Source organism: Streptomyces sp. NPDC058637, assembly GCF_042717325.1.
Classification (GTDB): Bacteria; Actinomycetota; Actinomycetes; order Streptomycetales; family Streptomycetaceae; genus Streptomyces.
On record NZ_JBHXRD010000014.1, the window covers coordinates 32,610 to 50,100 of the forward strand.

Annotated in this window: 21 protein-coding genes and 1 pseudogene; 13 read left to right on the forward strand and 9 right to left on the reverse strand. The window is 68.4% G+C overall.

Annotated features, from left to right (window positions below; genetic code table 11):
• Window positions 1-121: 121 nt before the first annotated feature.
• The 4 genes from ACFWVP_RS16400 to ACFWVP_RS16415 all read right to left on the reverse strand — a co-directional run bounded on the left by ACFWVP_RS16400 (window position 122) and on the right by ACFWVP_RS16415 (window position 3,036).
• Window positions 122-706: a phosphatase PAP2 family protein gene (locus ACFWVP_RS16400; protein WP_384497192.1), complete on the reverse strand. Its 585-nt coding sequence runs from the start codon at window positions 704-706 to the stop codon at window positions 122-124.
• A complete protein-coding gene (locus ACFWVP_RS16405; RefSeq protein ID WP_384497194.1) occupies window positions 703-1,875 on the reverse strand; it encodes an MAB_1171c family putative transporter in 1,173 nt (390 codons plus the stop codon). The genes ACFWVP_RS16400 and ACFWVP_RS16405 overlap by 4 nt, the downstream gene beginning before the upstream one ends.
• A 4-nt stretch (window positions 1,876-1,879) precedes the next feature.
• The gene (locus ACFWVP_RS16410) at window positions 1,880-2,407 is read right to left on the reverse strand and encodes a hypothetical protein (RefSeq protein ID WP_384497196.1); all 528 of its coding nucleotides are present in this window, start codon (window positions 2,405-2,407) and stop codon (window positions 1,880-1,882) included.
• 200 nt (window positions 2,408-2,607) lie between these two features.
• Entirely contained in the window at window positions 2,608-3,036 is a 429-nt protein-coding gene (locus ACFWVP_RS16415) for a helix-turn-helix domain-containing protein (RefSeq protein WP_030881347.1), read from the reverse strand.
• 403 nt (window positions 3,037-3,439) lie between these two features.
• Here ACFWVP_RS16415 and ACFWVP_RS16420 point away from each other — a divergent pair, with 403 nt between their 5' ends.
• The 12 genes and pseudogenes from ACFWVP_RS16420 (at window position 3,440) to ACFWVP_RS16475 (ending at window position 13,875) form a co-directional block, all read left to right on the forward strand.
• Window positions 3,440-3,763 carry a transcriptional regulator gene (locus tag ACFWVP_RS16420; RefSeq protein ID WP_384497199.1) on the forward strand — a complete coding sequence of 108 codons (324 nt, stop codon included), beginning with the start codon at window positions 3,440-3,442 and terminating at the stop codon, window positions 3,761-3,763.
• Between the two features lies 1 nt (window position 3,764).
• Window positions 3,765-4,784 (forward strand): hypothetical protein, encoded by a 1,020-nt coding sequence (locus ACFWVP_RS16425; protein WP_384497201.1) that lies wholly within the window; start codon window positions 3,765-3,767, stop codon window positions 4,782-4,784.
• On the forward strand, window positions 4,784-5,491 hold the full coding sequence (locus ACFWVP_RS16430) for an ATP-binding protein (protein ID WP_384497203.1): 708 nt from the start codon (window positions 4,784-4,786) through the stop codon (window positions 5,489-5,491). The genes ACFWVP_RS16425 and ACFWVP_RS16430 overlap by 1 nt, the downstream gene beginning before the upstream one ends.
• Window positions 5,492-5,609: 118 nt before the next feature.
• Window positions 5,610-6,179: a WhiB family transcriptional regulator gene (locus tag ACFWVP_RS16435; protein WP_150832437.1), complete on the forward strand. Its 570-nt coding sequence runs from the start codon at window positions 5,610-5,612 to the stop codon at window positions 6,177-6,179.
• On the forward strand, window positions 6,176-7,231 hold the full coding sequence (locus ACFWVP_RS16440; RefSeq protein WP_384497205.1) for a DUF2637 domain-containing protein: 1,056 nt from the start codon (window positions 6,176-6,178) through the stop codon (window positions 7,229-7,231). The genes ACFWVP_RS16435 and ACFWVP_RS16440 overlap by 4 nt, the downstream gene beginning before the upstream one ends.
• Before the next feature lie 101 nt (window positions 7,232-7,332).
• A complete protein-coding gene (locus ACFWVP_RS16445; RefSeq protein WP_150832439.1) occupies window positions 7,333-7,557 on the forward strand; it encodes a hypothetical protein in 225 nt (74 codons plus the stop codon).
• A complete protein-coding gene (locus ACFWVP_RS16450; RefSeq protein WP_250287657.1) occupies window positions 7,554-8,219 on the forward strand; it encodes a plasmid mobilization protein in 666 nt (221 codons plus the stop codon). Before ACFWVP_RS16445 ends, ACFWVP_RS16450 begins: the two co-directional genes overlap by 4 nt.
• Entirely contained in the window at window positions 8,219-9,988 is a 1,770-nt protein-coding gene (locus tag ACFWVP_RS16455; RefSeq protein ID WP_384497208.1) for a relaxase/mobilization nuclease domain-containing protein, read from the forward strand. Before ACFWVP_RS16450 ends, ACFWVP_RS16455 begins: the two co-directional genes overlap by 1 nt.
• A gap of 281 nt (window positions 9,989-10,269) precedes the next feature.
• Complete coding sequence (locus ACFWVP_RS16460; protein ID WP_250287655.1) at window positions 10,270-10,494, forward strand: hypothetical protein; 225 nt, start codon at window positions 10,270-10,272, stop codon at window positions 10,492-10,494.
• A gap of 191 nt (window positions 10,495-10,685) precedes the next feature.
• Window positions 10,686-10,946, forward strand: a pseudogene (locus ACFWVP_RS16465) (transposase); the annotation flags it as partial.
• A 365-nt stretch (window positions 10,947-11,311) separates the two neighbouring features.
• Window positions 11,312-11,722, forward strand: coding sequence for a hypothetical protein (locus ACFWVP_RS16470; protein WP_384497210.1), 411 nt, complete (start codon window positions 11,312-11,314; stop codon window positions 11,720-11,722).
• On the forward strand, window positions 11,719-13,875 hold the full coding sequence (locus tag ACFWVP_RS16475) for a tetratricopeptide repeat protein (RefSeq protein WP_384497212.1): 2,157 nt from the start codon (window positions 11,719-11,721) through the stop codon (window positions 13,873-13,875). Before ACFWVP_RS16470 ends, ACFWVP_RS16475 begins: the two co-directional genes overlap by 4 nt.
• Before the next feature lie 22 nt (window positions 13,876-13,897).
• Here ACFWVP_RS16475 and ACFWVP_RS16480 read toward each other — a convergent pair whose 3' ends face one another.
• The 5 genes from ACFWVP_RS16480 to ACFWVP_RS16500 form a co-directional block, all read right to left on the reverse strand.
• Window positions 13,898-14,749 carry a methionyl-tRNA formyltransferase gene (locus ACFWVP_RS16480; protein ID WP_381558936.1) on the reverse strand — a complete coding sequence of 284 codons (852 nt, stop codon included), beginning with the start codon at window positions 14,747-14,749 and terminating at the stop codon, window positions 13,898-13,900.
• A 90-nt stretch (window positions 14,750-14,839) separates the two neighbouring features.
• Window positions 14,840-15,457, reverse strand: a complete 618-nt coding sequence (locus ACFWVP_RS16485; RefSeq protein WP_384497214.1) for a DUF6879 family protein — start codon at window positions 15,455-15,457, stop codon at window positions 14,840-14,842.
• Entirely contained in the window at window positions 15,450-15,719 is a 270-nt protein-coding gene (locus tag ACFWVP_RS16490; RefSeq protein WP_103510037.1) for a hypothetical protein, read from the reverse strand. Before ACFWVP_RS16490 ends, ACFWVP_RS16485 begins: the two co-directional genes overlap by 8 nt.
• A gap of 556 nt (window positions 15,720-16,275) precedes the next feature.
• Complete coding sequence (locus ACFWVP_RS16495; protein ID WP_384497216.1) at window positions 16,276-16,683, reverse strand: esterase; 408 nt, start codon at window positions 16,681-16,683, stop codon at window positions 16,276-16,278.
• Window positions 16,680-16,892 (reverse strand): hypothetical protein, encoded by a 213-nt coding sequence (locus ACFWVP_RS16500; protein WP_150832452.1) that lies wholly within the window; start codon window positions 16,890-16,892, stop codon window positions 16,680-16,682. The genes ACFWVP_RS16495 and ACFWVP_RS16500 overlap by 4 nt, the downstream gene beginning before the upstream one ends.
• A 333-nt stretch (window positions 16,893-17,225) precedes the next feature.
• Here ACFWVP_RS16500 and ACFWVP_RS16505 point away from each other — a divergent pair, with 333 nt between their 5' ends.
• Window positions 17,226-17,489, forward strand: a complete 264-nt coding sequence (locus tag ACFWVP_RS16505; protein WP_384497218.1) for a hypothetical protein — start codon at window positions 17,226-17,228, stop codon at window positions 17,487-17,489.
• The last annotated feature ends 2 nt before the right edge of the window (window positions 17,490-17,491 follow it).

Genomic DNA, 17,491 nt, shown 5'->3' on the forward strand with positions numbered 1-17,491 from the left:
CAGGACGTTCGCCGACGCGCCGCCGGGGCCAGCTCAGCGGCGAATCGGCCCTGTGTCAGCGGCGTGATGCCACACCTCGCGCTCGTCGAGTTGTACGAGTTGGCCCGCTCACCGAGACGCGCTACCTGAGAAGCCCGAACGTCACGGCAGCGGCAACTCCGCCCAGCAGGGCACCGACGATGGTCTGCGCGACGGTGTGATCCCGGAGTTGGACGCGGGACCATCCGATGGCGGCGACGACAAGGGCGAGGGCGGCCAGGGGCGGCCCGAAGGCGAGTGTCAGGATCGTAGCCACTCCACCGGCGACGGCGGTATGGACCGAGACCTTCCACCAGACGGTGACCGCCATGGTGGCCGCCAGGCCGACGAGCATGGCGATGACCAGAGCGAAGAGCTCACGGGGAGCGTCGAAGACGACCTGGATCAGGATGCCAGCGAGCACGGAGACCATGGTCGCCGTGAGTGGGACGGCACGCTGGGACCGGACCTTGACGTGCTTGTCCGTCCAGGACCCGCGTTTCACGCCGAACAGGATGATGGCGAAGGGAATGCCGCCGCAGAACAATGCGGCGAGAAGCCCCCAAGCCAGCCCTTCGAGGCTTCTCGTGCTGTGCCAGCCGATGATTAGCAGGATGGCTATCACGAGGTATGCCGGCGCAAGTGCGTCGGTGACTATGCGGGCCAGACGAGTTGACGTGAGTTTCATCCTGAACTCCGGGCGGAGGTGAATTCTCGAACAAGTGCTGATTCGTAGGCTGTTGCCAGGTGCCTCAAGGCTTCGACTTCGCTGCGAAGGTCCTTACCGCCACTGGCCGGGGCTGTGTGCTCACCCACGCGGGCGTCTCCGTTTTCCCGCGCATCCTTGGCTCTGGCGATCCAGCACGCCTCGGCGTATATCTCGGCCTGGGCGCCTATGAGGCCCTTCTCCGCGACGTAACGTGCGGCCTCCGAGCGTAGGTTCGGGGAGGCATGATCCCCGAGATCTAGAATCGCGTCTCGGATTTCGATCCCCCGTCTATACAGGCGGCGGCGGGTGTGGCGGAAAAGAAGAGCATCCGCTCGTCTGCTGCGCGGTGGATCGAGACGTACTGAAGGGACAGCGGCAGTGAGCTCGAGCCAGAGAGGGTAGAGCCGCGTGAGAGCGAGATGGGCACGGCCCCATTGGTGGAGTCGGCGGACGACCGGCAAGGTGCTTCCGGCGAGGATGAAGACCAATGCCCCGAACAAGAGGGCGTTGCTGACGTTTTCATCAGTCCGCGGGGATAGCGGTGTCAGACCGAAGTAGCGAAGCGTCAAGGCCAGTACGCGGTGCCCCGCGTACACGATGCCCAGCGCCGTCCCCATGCCGGTGATCCGAAGCCCGCGCCCCAGGAGGCCGGCTCCCGGAAGGCGGCCCCATCGCCAGCACAGCCGGGTGGCACTGACGAGAGCCGTACCGAGGTAGCTGGACCAGATGACGCCGTAGACGGCGATACGCCAGTCGTCGGCGAAGTCGGTGAGGAGGTCGGTGGCTTCCCTGGGCTGCGGAGCGGCGAAGAACAGCAGGGTCAGACCGACTCCTGCGGCAAGAGGGACGACGATGCGTGGACGTGATCCGCGGAGCGATGTGGCCTGCTCCTGTGCAACGTCATACACGAAGGTCAGTACGGCGTAGGCGGCCGTGATGCCTGCCAGGTGCTTGCAGAGGGTCGCCACGTTGTGGATCCCCAGCCAGGAATCCAGAGCCGATGAGACACCGTCCGGACGGATGGTCATGGCTATGGACAGCGCGAAGAACGTCACCCAAAGAGCACGCTTCGCCGGAACACGCCAGGCGGCCGGCGCGCGCCACACCGTGACGATCCACAGGAGGGTTGCGGGGATGAGAGAGACCATCAGATCAGGAGTCGCTCAGCGCGTCGTCGAGGCGTTGCAGGACGGGGTTGCTTCGGGTCTCGTTCGGGGAAAACAAGTTGGCTTTCCTGGCAAGGAGGTCGGCGAGCTGCTCGGCGGCTCGCTCATCCTCCGTGTTGTAACTGGCCCGCCCGAGCACGCTTTTCACGGCTGATGAGTCAACCCGCTTGAAGAGATGCGTCATTCGTTCAACCTGCAACGAAGTGTGTTCCAGCAGCATGTGACTTATTTCGTGGAGGACGATGTGTGTGCGATGAAGCGGGGAAGTCGATTCCTCGTGGAAAATGTGATCGGCTCGCTCCGTGGCGATCCAGGCCCCGCAGGGAACTCCGCTGGACGTGATTCCTGGAGTGCTGTGAAGGTATACGGGGCGTCCGCGTTGCGCGGACAGCATCTCGCAGAAGGTCTGTACGTCAAACGGGTCGGGGATCTCTGTCGTGGCGAGCAAGCCCTTGTACTTCGGGGATTTTGCCGCGCTGCTGCCCACCCGACCGAAGTGACTGCGCAGGTTCAACGTAATGCTCCGGTTCGATGTCTTACCGAAGCGTTCTTCGGCCGAATCACGATACGACAGTGATCGCGCTCGAATGGGCGGGGGGAATGCAGAGATCGGCCGTTACTGATCTAGCGTCAGTTGATCAAGCTTGAAAATGGTGCATAGTGCGTCTTTTTGGCGTTGATCTTTGCGATGCGGAATCGGCGTGGTGACGACCGTCACGCGCTCGGTTTCTCGGGGTCGTCATGGAGCCCCTCCAGTGCGCGCGCCCTTTCGATGAATCCGCTGATCGTCGAGAGCGTTTCAGTCGACAGGCCGGCGGCACGCAGGGCCACGGCGCGGACGTCGGCGTCCCGCATGGTCGTCAGGAGGGCCAGCTCGGCTTCGATCTGCTCCGACTCCTTGGCGTCGAAGAAGTACGCCGGAGGTACGCCGAAGAAGGTGGCCAACGCTCTGATCGTTTCCAGCTTCGGGTTGCGGTTGGAGCCGGTCCGAAGCTGCTGAATGGCGCTGGCCGAGATGGATGTCCCCGTGCTCTCCCGGATGCCGGCGGACACCTCGGCGTAGGTGTACGGCCCGCGCCCCTTGGGGTGCATGTCTCTGAAGAGCCGGTCGAGCAGTTCCGCGAACTGCCGCTCTGTGGTCATTCCGGATCCCTTCGCTGCGCGGGCGAGCCCATCCACTTCGGTGGTGCTACGCGTCTGATCGTATCGAATGGCAACACTGTGGTTGACGGAGGTTCGTGATTGCGATGTATGTTGATCGCGTATTAATCCACTGGAGTGGTGATTGCCTGCTCAGGGCGGGTGTGAGAGGTGGACTTGTAACGAGGCTCACCCTATGGTCCTGGTCCCGGCAGATCGCCTGTAGGCGCTGCGGCCACGGACGAGAGGGAGGCGACAGGGAAGGAAGAGGGGGCCCAGTGCCCGGGAGCTACCAACTCCCGGAGCGCCAGGCCGGCGCCCCGGAGGGGCCGACTCACATCTCGCGGGCGGCGGGCTTTTTCAGGAGAACCACCGCACCGCGCTCCTACGAACAACGGAGTATCGCATGCTCGCCACGCCGAGCGGAATCCCGGCCTGCCCGGAAACCGGCCGCCAGCACCGCCTCGCTGCCCAGCTCACCGACATGATCCCGGGCGCGGTTACCATCCGCGTCAGCCTGACCGACCCGAGCCAGGCCTGGCCGCACCCGCACGCCAGTGCCAAGGGCGAGGCCGGCGAAACGGTGGCGCTGAGCCGGACGACCGTTAGGGTCGCGGCCCGCTGGGTTCTGCGGGTCTGGCCGGAGGCGGACTGGACGCGGCCGCACACCCTCGACCTCGCCGACGCGACCCTCATCCGTAGCGACCTCGCGGTCGGCAGGGGGCGCTGACATGGCGCGGATACGCACCATCAAGCCGGAGGCGTTCGTCTCCGAGTCGCTCGCCGAAGTGAGCGTCGAGGCCGAGCGCACTTTCTTCGGGCTGCTCACTCAGGCCGACGACCACGGCCGCCACCGCGACAACGCCGCGATCATCGCCGGGCTGCTCTGGCCCCTGCGCGCCGAACACACATCGGTCCACGTCGAGGATGACCTCCAGCAGCTCGCGAACGCCGGCCTGATCTGCCGGTACACCGGCTGCGACGCCCGCCGCTACCTCCACATCGTCACCTGGTCCGAGCACCAGAAGATCGACAAGCCGAGCCAGTCGCGCCTGCCCTCCTGCTCGCAGCATCAAGCCGCTCACCGGTGCGCACCCTGTAAGGGCATCTGTACCGAGCGGACGCAGGCGCCGCCGACGCCTCCCGGAGTGTTCGCTGAGGCTTCGCCGAACACTCCCCGAGCCCTCGATCTGCCCGCCCAGCCCGCCGCGACACATCCCGGCCACGCAGGCGGGCCTCCCACCGCCGGGCAGGACCCACTCGGCGGCACGGTCGGCACCCATCACCACACGGGCAAGAAAAACGCAGGTCAGGACGCGTTCGCCGAGGATTCCCCGAACCTTCCCCGAAGCCTCCCCGAGGGCTCAGCGCCTGGATCTAGGATCTTGGATCCTGGATCTTCTTTCCCTACGGGGCGCATGGCGCCCGCAGACACCGTCTCGGCCAATCAGCTGGTCGGCGAGTACATCGCTGCCTGCGAGGAGCGTCCGCCCAGCGACGTGATCGGACACCTCGGGCGGATCACCAAGAAGCTCCTGGCCGAGGGCATCGCCCCGGAGCACGTCCGGGCCGGGCTGCGGAACTTCGCGGCCAACCCCAAGCACCCGAGCGTGCTGACCAGCATGGTCAACGAGGCCATGAACGCGAGGTCCGGCGGTCCGGTACGGCCGGGAAGTTGGCCTAACGTGCCCGCTCACCAGGCGTGGACCAACCCGGCCGACGCTGCAGCCGCCTACGCCGAGGAGCTGTGATGCGTACCCGTGACCGCGAACCCCAGACCCTCGCTGGCGAGGGCACCCTGGACCGGATGGCCCGGATTCTGGCTGCCCGCCGCATCGACCCAGCCACTGTCGCCGCAATCGCCGACGACCCCGAGCCCTTCTCGCCGCTGGACGCCCTGTCGGCCGGGATGCCTCTGCGCTACCAGGCCGCCATCGCCGACCACCCCCAGGTCCTGGCCTGGGTCCGCGACGTCGCCCGGGCGGCGGTCGCCCCCAGCCGGGGAGCTCGGCGGCAGGTCGCCACCGGACCCAGCCTGCTGATGGCCGGCGTCGTCGGCGCCGGCAAAACCCACCAGGCATACGGTGCGATCCGACTCCTGGTGCAGGGCGGGATCGGCGTGCGCTGGCGCGCGACCACCGCCGCCGACCTGTACGCAGATCTGCGCCCCCGCCCCGGGGTCGACAGCGAGCGGGAACTGGCGGCCTACAGCCGGGTACCGCTGCTGATCATCGATGACCTCGGCGCGGCCAAGGCGTCCGAGTGGGTCGAGGAAGTGACGTACCGGCTGATCAACCGCCGCTACAACCACATGCTCCCGACCTTGATCACCACCAACCTGGCGATCAAGGACCTCAAGGTCTACCTCGGCGACCGCGTCACCTCCCGGCTCGCTCAGATGACCACCCGGGTGGAGTTCGAACCGGTCGACCGCAGACGCCACCGCACCGCAGCCTGACCCACCGCAGGCAGCCCAGCCGGGCCGCGCCCTCAGCGCGCCGCCCCATGCACCTCACGACCCAGCGCACCCCTCCGCCGACGCCCCTTGCGCGCGGAGAGCGATCGGAGCAACCCGCATGACCACCACCACGACGATCAGCCCTAACCACCACCGGTCCCTGGGCGATCACGCCTGGCAGGACCAAGCCGTCTGCCAGTCCACCGAGTACAACCCGGTGGACCCCGAAGTCTTCTTCCCCGAGCCCGACGAGACCGCCAAGATCACCGCCGCGAAGACGCTGTGCGGCCAATGCCCGGTCCGCCGCGCCTGCCTGGACGCAGCCCTCGAGAACAACGACACCGACGGCATCCGGGGTGGACTGACCGAGGAGGAACGCCGGCCGCTGCACGAGAAGCTTGCCCACCGCCTCGACTACAGCCGCGTCAACGCCACCATCGCCGGACGCGACGTCCACCTCACCAAGGCCGAACGCCGCGCGGTCGTCCAGGCCGCCTACCGCCACGGCCTCACCGAACAGCGCCTGGCCTGGCTCCTGAAGATCACCGAGGAACACGCCCAGAAGCTGTACCGCGAGACCCGCCGGGCACTCGTACACCGTGACCTGGAGCCGGCCACGAAGACCGTCCCGCCACCCGCGGCCGACGGCGAGCGCCTGGGGCGCGCCGACTTCGGGACGGCGGCATGACCAACGCGCACGCACCAAGGGCGGCGCACATCACCGGCTGGGACCGCACGGTCGTCATCGCCTTGGGCGGCGCGGGCTGCGCTCTGTCGTACGACGCCCTCCAACAGATGGCCGTCGCCATCCACATCCGCGGCTTCCTCACCTACCTCTTCCCCCTGGTGATCGACGGGTTCATCGCCTACGGAGTCCGGGCCCTGCTGGTCCTGCGCGACGCACCCCTGCGCGCCCGGCTTTATGTCTGGACGCTCTTCGGCACGGCGACGGCCGCCAGTATCTGGGCCAACGCGCTGCACGCGGTCAGGCTCAACGAGGAGGCGGGCTCGGTCACCGGGCTGCGGCTCGGGGACACGGTGGTCGCCGTGCTGTCCACGATCGCCCCGCTCGCCCTGGCCGGAGCTGTCCACCTCTACATCCTCATCGCCCGGGGACAGGTCAAAGACAGTGACCGCGAGGACCCCGGTCACCCCGGTCACTCCGGTTACCTCGGCGAGGTTGACCGGCCCGAGGGTGTCGAGGTCACTCGGGCTGACCGGGCCGGTCAGGTTAGCGCCGGGAAGTCGGTCACTGCCCTGACTGACCGGCCACGCCCGTCTCTGAACAAGTCGGCTCCGAGCCCGCGGTCACTGCCCGGAGACAGCACCTCGGCGGACAGCGGCGCCTCGGTCACCGGTCCGCCCGGTCAGCCGCACCAGGCCGCTGACCTGCCCGGACAGCCGACCACCGCCCTGGCGTTCACTGACCGACCGGCCGGCCCCGAGCCGGTCACCGGCCACAGGGACAGCCCCGAGCCGGTCACCGGTGAGCCGGTCACTCCACCGCCGGTCACTGACCGGGGCGCCCGGACAGCCGGTGATCGGCGGCCTGACCCGGACACCGAGGAGCTGCTGAAGATCGCCCGGTCAGCGGTCAGGGCCGAGGACAAGCTGACCCGCAAGGTGGTCGCCCAAGCGATCCGCGGTCAGCAGATCCCGCTCTCCAGCGACACGCTGACCGTCCTGATGGCCCAGCTCCGCGCGCAGCACGGACAGCCGGTCACCTCCACCCGGAACTGACCGGACAGCCCGAAGCGGGTGACCGAGCCGGACACCCGGCAGGTCACCCGCCCCCGGACACGCACCCCAACATCCTCCCGAGGCGAAGCGGAGAGCACCTCATGCGCACGCGCCCGGCCACCCCCGCCGAGGTCGACTCCTGGCTGGCCGTCCTGCACCAGCACGGCCACCTCCACCACACTCATTCCGCCCCCGACAACACCTGGATCGTGCAACGAACCCCGGATACCCGCCCCTGGACACTGCACCATCCGGTTCTCGCGATGGACTGGATCGAGGAACTCGTCCGCGAAATCCGGCAGCAGAACCCGGAGACGGCCCGGTGACCGCCAACGACCCCGCAGCCAGTACACCCGGACAGGAGCGTGACCCCGCGACGGCTCCTGGCGGAGCAAGCTATCGCGTACGACGGTCCTACGGCCCGACGTACGCACTTGCCCCCGCCCAGGAGGGCGGGGGAAGCTCGGCTGGTCCCCGAGCGAGGGCGCACGGGGACCAGCCGGGCAACCGGCACCAGGGGGCGCCGGTCACGGGGGGAGAATCCGACCGCGACGACCACCGCGAGCAGCCGAGCCCGAGCACGCCCGCCTTCCCCGACCGCAAACCGCGCCGCCGCAGTCGCAACCCGAGCGAGCGCACCCGCAAGACGACCACCCGCCTCTCCGACACTGAAAAGGCCGAGATCGTCGCCGCCGCCGCGCAACGCGGCATCACCGTCGCCCGCTTCCTCGCCGCAGCCGGCCTTGCCACCGCCCGCGGTTCGACGACCCTGCACGCCAACGAACGACTCGACAGCGCCGTTGACGAACTGGCAGCCCTACGTACGGCCCTGGCCCGGATCGGCAACAACATCAACCAGATCGCCTACGTTCACAACGCCGGCGGGCAGCCCCGTCCCGGCGAACTCGACCACGCGCTGAGCGTTCTGACCCGATCCCTCGGCCGCCTCGACGACGCGGCGAACGACCTGGTGACTAGGCGGCTCTGATGGTTCCCGACATCGGACGCGGCTCCCGCACCCACGGCCTCCTCGTCTACCTCTACGGCCCCGGCAGGCGCGAGGAGCACACCGACGCGCACCTCGTCGGCTCCTGGGACGGCTTCGCCCCCGACCCCGGCCGCGACACCAGCGCCGACCCCGATCCGACCGTCACCCTCGCCCGCCTCACCGCCGCCCTCGACCTCCGGGTCAAGCAGGCCGGCGACCGCGCGCCCGCCAAGCACGTGTGGCACTGCTCGGTCCGCACCGCCCCCGGCGACCGGCGACTCTCCGACGAGGAGTGGAACGCCGTCGCCCAACGCATCGTCCACGCCACTGGCATCGCCCCCAACAATGATCCCGACGGCTGCCGGTGGATCGCCGTCCGCCACGCGGAAGACCACATCCACATCGTCGCCACCCTGGTCCGAGGCGACCTGCGCAACCCCCGCCTCAACTACGACTTCAACAAGGCCCAAGCCATTTGCCGGCACATCGAGCAGGAGATGGGCCTGCGCCGCCTCAACGCCGGCGACGGCACCGCAGCAAAGAACCCCACCAGCGCCGAGAAGTTCAAGGCCGAACGCACCGGCCGCCCCGAGACCTCCCGCGAGACCCTCCGCGAAGCCGTCCGCCAGGCCCTCGCGGGAGCGGACGACGAGAAGGAGTTCTTCACCCGGCTCCACGATGCGGGCCTGCGCGTGAAAATGCGCCACGCACCGTCCGGTGACGCGCTCGGCTACAACGTGGCCCTGCCCGGCGACCGTAACCGCCACGGCGAACCGGTCTGGTACCCCGGCTCGAAACTGGCACCCGACCTGTCGCTTCCGAAGATCCGACTCCGGCTGGCCGACGGTACCGCCGAGCGGACAACGACTTCGACTGCCGACGGCCGACCCGACTGGCCCCCGCCCGCCCGCGAGCGACGGAGCGCCACCGGGATCGCCGAGCGTGCCGCCGTCCTCCTCGACAGCGACGACGACGAAGCCGCAGCCCAGCTCGTCGCAGTCGGAGAACTTCTGGACGCGGTCGCACAGACCTCCCCGGCCGCCACCCGCGCCGAACTGGGGGCAGCTGCCAGGGCCTTCGAGCGTGCCACCCGCAGTCATGTCCGAGCGGAGCGCGCCGACACCCGGGCGATCCGCACGGCGGCTCGGGGCATCATCCAGGCCGGCAGCGCTCTCGGCCGTGGCGAGGACGGCGGCACCACCGCCATGCTCCTCTCCGCCCTGGTCCTGGTAGCCCTCGCCGCCGCCCGCTGGCACTCCGCACGTGGCCACGCCCAGCAGGCCCACGCCTCCCGCCAAGCCGCCGAGCACCTACGAGCCGCCTACCGCCAGGCCGCCAACGCACCCATACGGGCACTGCGCGACCAAGGCCGCGCCCTGCCCGAAATCGAACGCCGAACCCACGAGGCCACCATCCGCGCAGCCCTGCCGGTACAGGGGCTGCGAGCAGACAGCTCGTCGACGAAGAACGATGCCCTGGCCGCCACCCTTGCTCAGGTCGAACAAGCAGGCCACGACCCCAAGGCTCTTCTCCAGCAGGCCATCGGCATGCGCGAACTCGATACCGCCGAGGACGTGAACGACGTCCTGGTCTGGCGCCTGCACCGTCTCGCCCATCTCCCCGCGCACCCGGGCGAAGCGACCCGCCGCCCGCAGGCCAGCACGATCCGGCCCAAGACCGCGACCAACCACGCCATTAACCGAATGGCACCCACTGCGGCAGCCCGCCCCGCAGCCTCCGATCCCCGCAACAGCCCACCGCGCCGCTGATCAGAGTCCGGTTTCCGGGCCGCCGGGGGCCACGAAACCCGTGGACAACCGACCCCACCAGCCGCTATGGATGAAAACCGAAGGACCCCGACCGGAAGATGAAACTCGTGCTCAGAACCACCCACCACCCCACAGAGCCGACAACACCCGTGCAGCCCACCCCTCCCACCGGAACCGATCCACTGCTGCAACACGAGTACGAGAGACAGCCACCCACGGGCCCCGGCGTGACAAGCTGCCTCAACCACCCACGCGAACTGGCACTTCGCGGAATCCCGGCGATGTGCACAGCCTGCAACGCCCGACGAGATTGGCTGCTCATCAATCACGGCCGCAACGTCTGGATTGTCTGCCGATGCAGCAACCAGTGGCTCGAACCCGAGATCAGCCGAGCCGACTTCGACGCCCTGATAGACATCCCAGACGGGACCACCTACCCCAGCATCGAGCACGGTCTCGCCGCGCTCGGCTTCGACGGGGCCTTCGCCGGCACCTACCTGGACTAGGCTCACGTCTGCGTGGCCCGCTGGGGTCAGCGCTCCATCCTGAGCATCGTCTGAATCGGATAGCCATCCGTGACCGCGCCTCGCTCCGGCGTCGCAGCACGTATGTCTCCAGGACGGGCTGCATCGCGATCACCTGGCCGAAGCGTTCCGACCCTCCTGCCCGTATCGCCCCCGATTGCGCCGAGCGCCCGACCGACCACGAGAAGTACCCCGCCGAAGAGCTCGCCGCTCTCTACGCCCGGCGCTGGGAGATCGAGCTCGTCTTCGACGAGATCAAGACCCACCAACGCGGTCGGCCGGTTCTGAGGTCACAGACACCCGATGGCGTCCGACAGGAGATCTACGCACACTTGCCCGTGCATCGTGCCACCCGCGAACTGCTTGACGAGGCCGCCCGACTGCACCACAGCATCGCCGAGCGGACCTCGTTTACCCGGGCCCTGCACATTGTCCTTTTCCCCTCGGCCCGCAAGCGGGGGCGATGCCTGGGAATCTCCGAAATCGGCCGCAGCCTGCTGCCCCGCAGACGATCCCGTGACTGCCCTCGCAAGATCCGTTCCTGCATCACCGGCTATGCCCGCAAAGCTCCCGGCGAACCCTTCAGCAGCCGTCAACCGGTTGCCGTGGCCTTGAACCACCGGTGCCACGACCACCCATTGCGGGGCCACAGAAAAGGTAACGGGTACGCCGGTGACGGGGTGCGGTAAATCCGTGGCAGCAGGCCGACGGCGGCGCGAAATGTCGCTGAAAGTCCGGTGTACTGACACCATGTCGGCTCCATAGAGTTGACCCGAGCCGGATCGAGGGAGGGCAAAGGATGGACGCGGAGATCACGCTTCTAGCGGGCACCGCCGGGACGACTATTGCGACGCTGCTGGCGACCGACACGTGGAACGGCGTGCGAAACGGCGTGGTCAGTCTGTGGCGACGCGTCCGGCCGGACCACGACGAGCAAGTCGGCGCCCAGCTGGACACATCGCGTCGTGACCTCCTGGGCGCGCAGAGCAGTGGTGACGAGGAGGCCGAGCGGGAGATCGCTGCGGAGTGGCAGGGCCGCATTCGCCGCCTCCTCGTCGCGCACCCCGAGCTGGTGGCGGAACTGCGCTCCCTGCTGACCGAACTCGACCCCGGCACACCCGCCACCCCGACCGTCACCCAACGTGCGACCGCCTCCGGCAGCTCACGCGTCTACCAGGCCGGCCGCGACCTGAACGTCGACCAGCGGTGACCGGCCGCAACGACGGCCGGGCCACTGATCAGGGGCGCGTCTACCAGGCGTCCGGTGACCAGCACATCACCGAGCACCACCACCACGGCGCCGCCTGGGCCGGCCCGGACTCGGTGCGGCATCCGCCCGTCGGCCGAGCACCGGCGATCCTGAGGGATCGCGGCGAACTCATCGGACGCCTGAAAGAGGCGGTAGCCGAGGACGCCGGAAGTACCGTGTTCGTCCTGCACGGCCTGGGAGGATGCGGAAAGACGGCGGTGGCGTGCGCACTCTTCGAACACGCCACCCGGGAACGCGGACGCCTGGGCCTGTGGGTCAACGCCTCCGATCAGGCATCCCTGCGGGCCGGGATGCTTGCTGTGGCCGCCGACCGCGGCGCCGGCGACGGTGAGCTGATGGCCGCGCGCAACGGCTTACGCGCGGCCGCGGACTTGGTCTGGGACCATCTCGACCGGTCCGACGTGCCATGGCTGCTGGTGCTGGACAACGCCGATGACCCAGCGGTGCTGCGGGACGGCGGATGGCTGCGCACCAGCCCGCGCGGAACCGTCCTCGTGACCACACGGCAGGCCGCCGGCCACTGGTGGCCCGCTGCCGAGCTGCTGTACGTGGATGTCCTGCCGCGTGAGGAGGCGGCTCAGGTCCTGCGCGACCTCGCCCCCGGAACGGGTTCTGCCGAGGACGCGGCCGCCATTGCCGACAGCCTCGGCCGCCTGCCGCTCGCTCTGACTCTGGCCGGCGGGTTTCTGGCCCACCAGGTGATCGCCCCCTGGACGATGGAGGAGTACGGGCGTCGCCTGCAGGAGCGTCCGGACCCCATCGAACTGATCGACCAGGGAGCCATCGACGCGGGCAACGACTCGCGTCACCTGGTCAGCGGAACGTGGCAGCTTTCGCTGAACTCCCTGGCCAGGCAGAACCTGCCCGAGGCTGTCACCCTGCTGCGCCTTCTGGCCTGCTGGTCGAACGACCCGCTGCCCCTGTCGCTGCTGGCCAACGCCCGGCTCGACCTGCCCCTGCCCGCAGACCGGGTGGAACTGGCGCTTCGGGGGCTGCTCGACCACTCGCTCACCGAACTCGTTCCCGGCGACATCCGCTGCCTGCGTACGCACGGAGTGCTGCTCGACAGCGTCGCGCGCGTCACCCCGGCCGGTGAACGCGACCAACTCGCTGCCGCGGCGGCCGGACTTCTTCTGCACTCCCTGCCCGCGTCCCCGGAACGCGGCTTACGTGACAGCCTGCTCACCCCCCTCGCCCCACATGTCCTGGCGCTGCTTCGCCGCGTCATCACCTGGCCCGAGATCACGATCGCCACCATTGAGTCCGCTGCCACTTGCGCCCTGCGTCTGGTGACGGCCCAGCATCGGTCCGGCGATTACGCATCTGCGCTGGCCATGGCCGAACAGGCGACGCTTCTCGTGCGACGACGACTGGGAAACGATCACGTCCTGGTGCTGCGCCTGCGGCAGCGGATCGGGAAGGCGACCGATCGTCTGGGGCTCCTTGAAGAGGCAGCGGGTCTCCACCGCGGGCTGCTCGACGACTTCGAACGGGTCTGCGGTCCCGAGGCGCTGGACACCCTGACCACCTGCCTCCATCTGTCCCGCCCGTTGGTCTGGCTCGATCGAGTGACGGAAGCCGTGCAGTTGATGCATCGGGCGGTCGCCGGGCGAGCCGCGCTGTTGGGCCCATGGCACCCGCTAACGCTGGAGGCGAGGGCGTGTCTGCTCGAACTGCCTCCCGGTCCGGACCTGGACCGGGAGGCACTGGCAGGAACGGATTTGGTCGCCGACTGTCGCCGTGAGTTGGGCCCAGACCACCCGATCACACTGTCGGCCGACCTCAACTGCGCAGGTGCGCTGCTCAACACCGGAAAGCACGCCGAAGCATTGCTGTCGGCCCGCCGTGCGCTGGCGGCGCACGAACGCCGGTTCGGAACTCGCTACCCCATCACGCTGGCGGCACGAAGCCTGCTCAGCAACGTCCTGCACGCGGTCGGCGAGGACCGGGAAGCCATCGAACAGGCGGAAATCGTCAGGAAATGGCGCGAGCGGGTACTCGGTCCGGAGCACCCGTGGACGAGGGCAATCCGGGACAAGCTCGCGCGGTACCGGCGTTCCCTGGCAGAGGCAACGTCACCAGACCCGAACTGACTCGCGGTGGTCCGGTCTCCGTTCAGGAATCGGAGTCCGCCACCGGTGCGGACTCCGTGATCCACACGGGTCCATCTCCACACATCACCTTGATTCCGTCCGCCGGCTGCAACGACGTGCGCAGAACTCGCAGACGACGGTCAGCCACCACGGCAACTGGGCCGGATCTTCCGGAGCTGCCGAACCTGACGGCGCGGACCTGGTTGTGGATCTCTTCCCTGGCGGTGTTCCACTCGATCTGAGAGAACTCGGGTTCCATCCACCCCGCGTAGGTGGCCGACCTCTCCTCCTGCGGTCTACCAGGCGAACCGGCTACGGCCAGCGAGAGCGCGCGGGGCAGAAGCCGCTCGATGTATCGGTCGACCTCTTCCCACAACGACTGGGGGGCGACATCGTCGCCCAACGCGATACCTGCCTCCTGCGCCAGGATCCCGCCGGAGTCGAATTCGCTCTCCATCCAGTGGATGCTGACGCCGATATCCTTGTCGCCGTTCCTGATCGCCCAGTTGACCGGAATGGGGCCTCGGTATTTCGGCAGCATCGACGTATGCACGTTGATGGCACCCAAGTTCGTCGACCGGAGTACCGCCGGCGGTAGCTTCCAGGGGAAGCCGTAGCAGACGATGAGATCGGCCTGGTATCCCGCGATGATGTGCGGCAACATGCTCTTCCGGCCCGGAATCAGCAAATCCATCCCGTTCGGCAGGGCGTCGACGATCTCGCCCACGACATCGCCCGCACCGCGTCGCGACGGCTCGCCCGGCCGCAGCGACCGAGCGTGCAGGTAAGCGACGGGCGTGTGCCCGGCCCGCTCGCACACGCGGTGCAGGAGGGCGAAGCCCTGCGCGGAGTATGAAATCAGGATAATGCGCATTTATAGCCCTTATGCTGCGGCAGGCTTCCGGCCGAAACTCTTATGCCCATCCCGGACTCTCCACCGAGCTCGGGGCGGGACTGCTCGGCTCTACTCCTCGGTCACGGTCGGCGGAGGCAGTTGGGCGATCCGGCGAGTGAAGAAGTCGTCCAACGGCTCAGCAGCCCGGTGCATCTCCTGGATCGTCTTCCGCCATCGGGAGATGTCGCGTGGATCGTCGAAGCGGATACCGCCGGCGAGTTTCCCGTCGTCGTCATAAAGCACCTCGTACATCACCGAGGAGCCGAGGACCACGACCTCCGGAAGCGGATGCTGCGCTTCGTACCGGAGGATGCCGTCCCCGCTGAGGACTCTCGTGTCCTCCCCGCACTGGGCCTTCAGGTTCAGCAGGTGGAGCTCCCACTGGAGGTACGGAGCGATGGGCTCCTCCACACAGCGGACACGGTGGAGGGCGAATCCGCTTTCGGCGATTCGCCGGAGGTACTCCTCGTAGTGCCCCCGCTGTTCCTCGATCAGCGCCAGGGCCTCATCCCAGCGCCCCTTGCGGAAGGCCTCCCAGCTCTCCACCCCGGGCTCCTGGAAGCTCTGCTGACGTTCAAGCTTCCAGAACCCCTCGGAGCCGGAACCCCAGAAATGGCGACCGAAGTCCTCGGAGTAGTCGTCAAGCCCGAGGCGCTGACCCGGGCCGTGGGCCTGTGAGCTAAGCATCAGGGAGGTCTACCTTCGCCGCAGCGGCTGTCCTGCGGGGGATTACGACGATTCGTTCATCCGGGGCGACAACAAGCCCTGGGGGCAGGATCGGCAGGTAGGAATCGGTGAGGTCGCGGCCAACGACGGCGATGTCCCCGTTCTCCAGTTCCCAGATGTCCGGGCACCCCTGCTCGCCGCCCGTGGTCCCGAGCTCGGTGGGGGATTTACCCAGGCGACGCACCAGCGGCGAAGAAGGATCGGCTTCCCAGCCCCGAATCATCACGGTTCTCCATTCAGTCCCCCCGAAGGTAACCTAGATCACACCTGACGCAACGTCGGGCAGAGACTTCCAGCCATCCGAACACAATGGCTCGTCCCCCTGCATCGACCGATAGTCGGGCGGATCACGGCGGAGCCGCCCGGGGTGGACCGGCAGGAACGACCGGACTCACGCTGGGCCGACCGTGACAGCGCTTCACGAATATGCACTGCCGTCCCGTTGGTCCCCGCGAGCCTTGTGGCAGTCGATGGGGCGCGCTGGAGGGAGAGCGCACCGGTCAGGTCTTCGACGGACCTCGGATCCTGTGGGGAACATGCGGTCCGGGCAGCGAAGGGAGGGGCGACGGCACGGTTGCCAGAAGCGGCATTGGCAGCCCAGGCCGCCAGGGGCTGGCGGTCGCCCTGCACAGAGCTTCTCGGCTGCCCGCCGACGCGCCGTGACCCATGCACGCCACAGGACGTCCCCGCATCTTGTAGGCGCCCCGATAGCGGTGGCCGAGGCTCGACGCCCCTCGACGAGTTGGCTGCGGAGTTGGAGGAAGGTGCTGCGGTCCCGGTCAGACCTGGGCGAGGCAGTTCGCGAGGTCGAGGGCGGCGGTCGCGACCGTGAGGGCGGCGCACAGGCCGAGCACCTCGTGGATGGTCGGGCGGACCAGAAGCGGCCAGTCGTGCGGTGCTGAGGGCCAGGAGGCGAGGTGTACCTCGGCGGTGGCCAGGCCCAGGTGGGCAGTGACGTCCCAGCCGGTGGAGGAAGCCAGCTCCCAGCGGAGGCGAATGCGTCCGAGAGGGAGTCTCGGGGACTCGGCGGCGAGCCAGGTGACGTCGAGCGGCCCGTTGGGCAGGACGGAGACGCGCTGGACCAGTACGCCGCGTACACCGCTCGGCATGGGGTGCGCGGCGATGCTGTGGAGCGGAAGGACGTGCGACGAGATAGGAACCTCCAGGGTGTTGATGGGGTTGGTCATGTCCAGTTGAGGGCCTCGGCCAATGCGGCCGGGAGGTAGCCCTCTTGGCCGTCGTCGGCGATGAACGCTTTGCCGTCCCGGACGATGACCTCGGCTCCCACGTGGTGGGCGAAGGGGAAGTCGGGGTTGACGGCGAGGCGGATCGGCAGGTTGGGGTCAAGCTCCTGGAGCTGACGGAGCACATGGCCGACGGTCAGGTGGCGGGGCACGGAAGGCCTCCAAGATCGGTAGGGAAGGGCGGGTGCGGGGAAAGCTGGTGCGTCTGCATGTTGGGCAGCCGGAATGGGCCACGCACGTTGTGCGGGAGGTCACGTGGAGGCGTTCACGGTTGGACGATCCCTTCGTTGACCTGCGGTTTTGTCCGACACCTCTACGTTGGCATGCGGTGGGCCGAAGTCCGTAGTCCTTTCCGGGGAAGTGGCGTCTGCCGTGGGCGAACTGGCCGCCGCCAGCAGATGGCCAGCGGCCCGGGAATGGACCGGCGGACCCGGCTGTCGTATCCGGGTTGGCAACGGGCCACACGGAACCGAAGGGGAGCAGGGATGGCGGAGCCGGGCAGACACCGGGACGGAACTGGGCTGGAGCGCAAGATCCGGGCGGCAGGGCGGCCGTGGACGGTCGGCGACATCGCGATGGTCGCCGACGGCCAGTGGGCTGTCGGTGCGCGGTGCGGGCGCTGGGACGAGGGCGCGGTGGTGGAGGAGCGGATCGCGGAGGGGTGCCGTGTCAAGTTGACGGTGGAGGAGCTGGCCCGCGCGGTGGGCTCCCGCATCAGGGATGCCCACCGCGACGAGGACCTCGCCTGACC

Excerpts from the sequence above, each read along its gene's own strand:
- ACFWVP_RS16400 (WP_384497192.1), bottom strand. The coding sequence starts at position 706 with ATGAAACTCACGTCAACTCGTCTGGCCCGCATAGTCACCGACGCACTT.
- ACFWVP_RS16405 (WP_384497194.1), bottom strand. The coding sequence starts at position 1,875 with ATGGTCTCTCTCATCCCCGCAACCCTCCTGTGGATCGTCACGGTGTGG.
- ACFWVP_RS16415 (WP_030881347.1), bottom strand. The coding sequence starts at position 3,036 with ATGACCACAGAGCGGCAGTTCGCGGAACTGCTCGACCGGCTCTTCAGA.
- ACFWVP_RS16420 (WP_384497199.1), top strand. The coding sequence starts at position 3,440 with ATGCTCGCCACGCCGAGCGGAATCCCGGCCTGCCCGGAAACCGGCCGC.
- ACFWVP_RS16425 (WP_384497201.1), top strand. The coding sequence starts at position 3,765 with ATGGCGCGGATACGCACCATCAAGCCGGAGGCGTTCGTCTCCGAGTCG.
- ACFWVP_RS16430 (WP_384497203.1), top strand. The coding sequence starts at position 4,784 with ATGCGTACCCGTGACCGCGAACCCCAGACCCTCGCTGGCGAGGGCACC.
- ACFWVP_RS16435 (WP_150832437.1), top strand. The coding sequence starts at position 5,610 with ATGACCACCACCACGACGATCAGCCCTAACCACCACCGGTCCCTGGGC.
- ACFWVP_RS16440 (WP_384497205.1), top strand. The coding sequence starts at position 6,176 with ATGACCAACGCGCACGCACCAAGGGCGGCGCACATCACCGGCTGGGAC.
- ACFWVP_RS16445 (WP_150832439.1), top strand. The coding sequence starts at position 7,333 with ATGCGCACGCGCCCGGCCACCCCCGCCGAGGTCGACTCCTGGCTGGCC.
- ACFWVP_RS16455 (WP_384497208.1), top strand. The coding sequence starts at position 8,219 with ATGGTTCCCGACATCGGACGCGGCTCCCGCACCCACGGCCTCCTCGTC.
- ACFWVP_RS16460 (WP_250287655.1), top strand. The coding sequence starts at position 10,270 with ATGTGCACAGCCTGCAACGCCCGACGAGATTGGCTGCTCATCAATCAC.
- ACFWVP_RS16470 (WP_384497210.1), top strand. The coding sequence starts at position 11,312 with ATGGACGCGGAGATCACGCTTCTAGCGGGCACCGCCGGGACGACTATT.
- ACFWVP_RS16480 (WP_381558936.1), bottom strand. The coding sequence starts at position 14,749 with ATGCGCATTATCCTGATTTCATACTCCGCGCAGGGCTTCGCCCTCCTG.
- ACFWVP_RS16485 (WP_384497214.1), bottom strand. The coding sequence starts at position 15,457 with ATGCTTAGCTCACAGGCCCACGGCCCGGGTCAGCGCCTCGGGCTTGAC.
- ACFWVP_RS16490 (WP_103510037.1), bottom strand. The coding sequence starts at position 15,719 with ATGATTCGGGGCTGGGAAGCCGATCCTTCTTCGCCGCTGGTGCGTCGC.
- ACFWVP_RS16495 (WP_384497216.1), bottom strand. The coding sequence starts at position 16,683 with ATGACCAACCCCATCAACACCCTGGAGGTTCCTATCTCGTCGCACGTC.
- ACFWVP_RS16505 (WP_384497218.1), top strand. The coding sequence starts at position 17,226 with ATGGCGGAGCCGGGCAGACACCGGGACGGAACTGGGCTGGAGCGCAAG.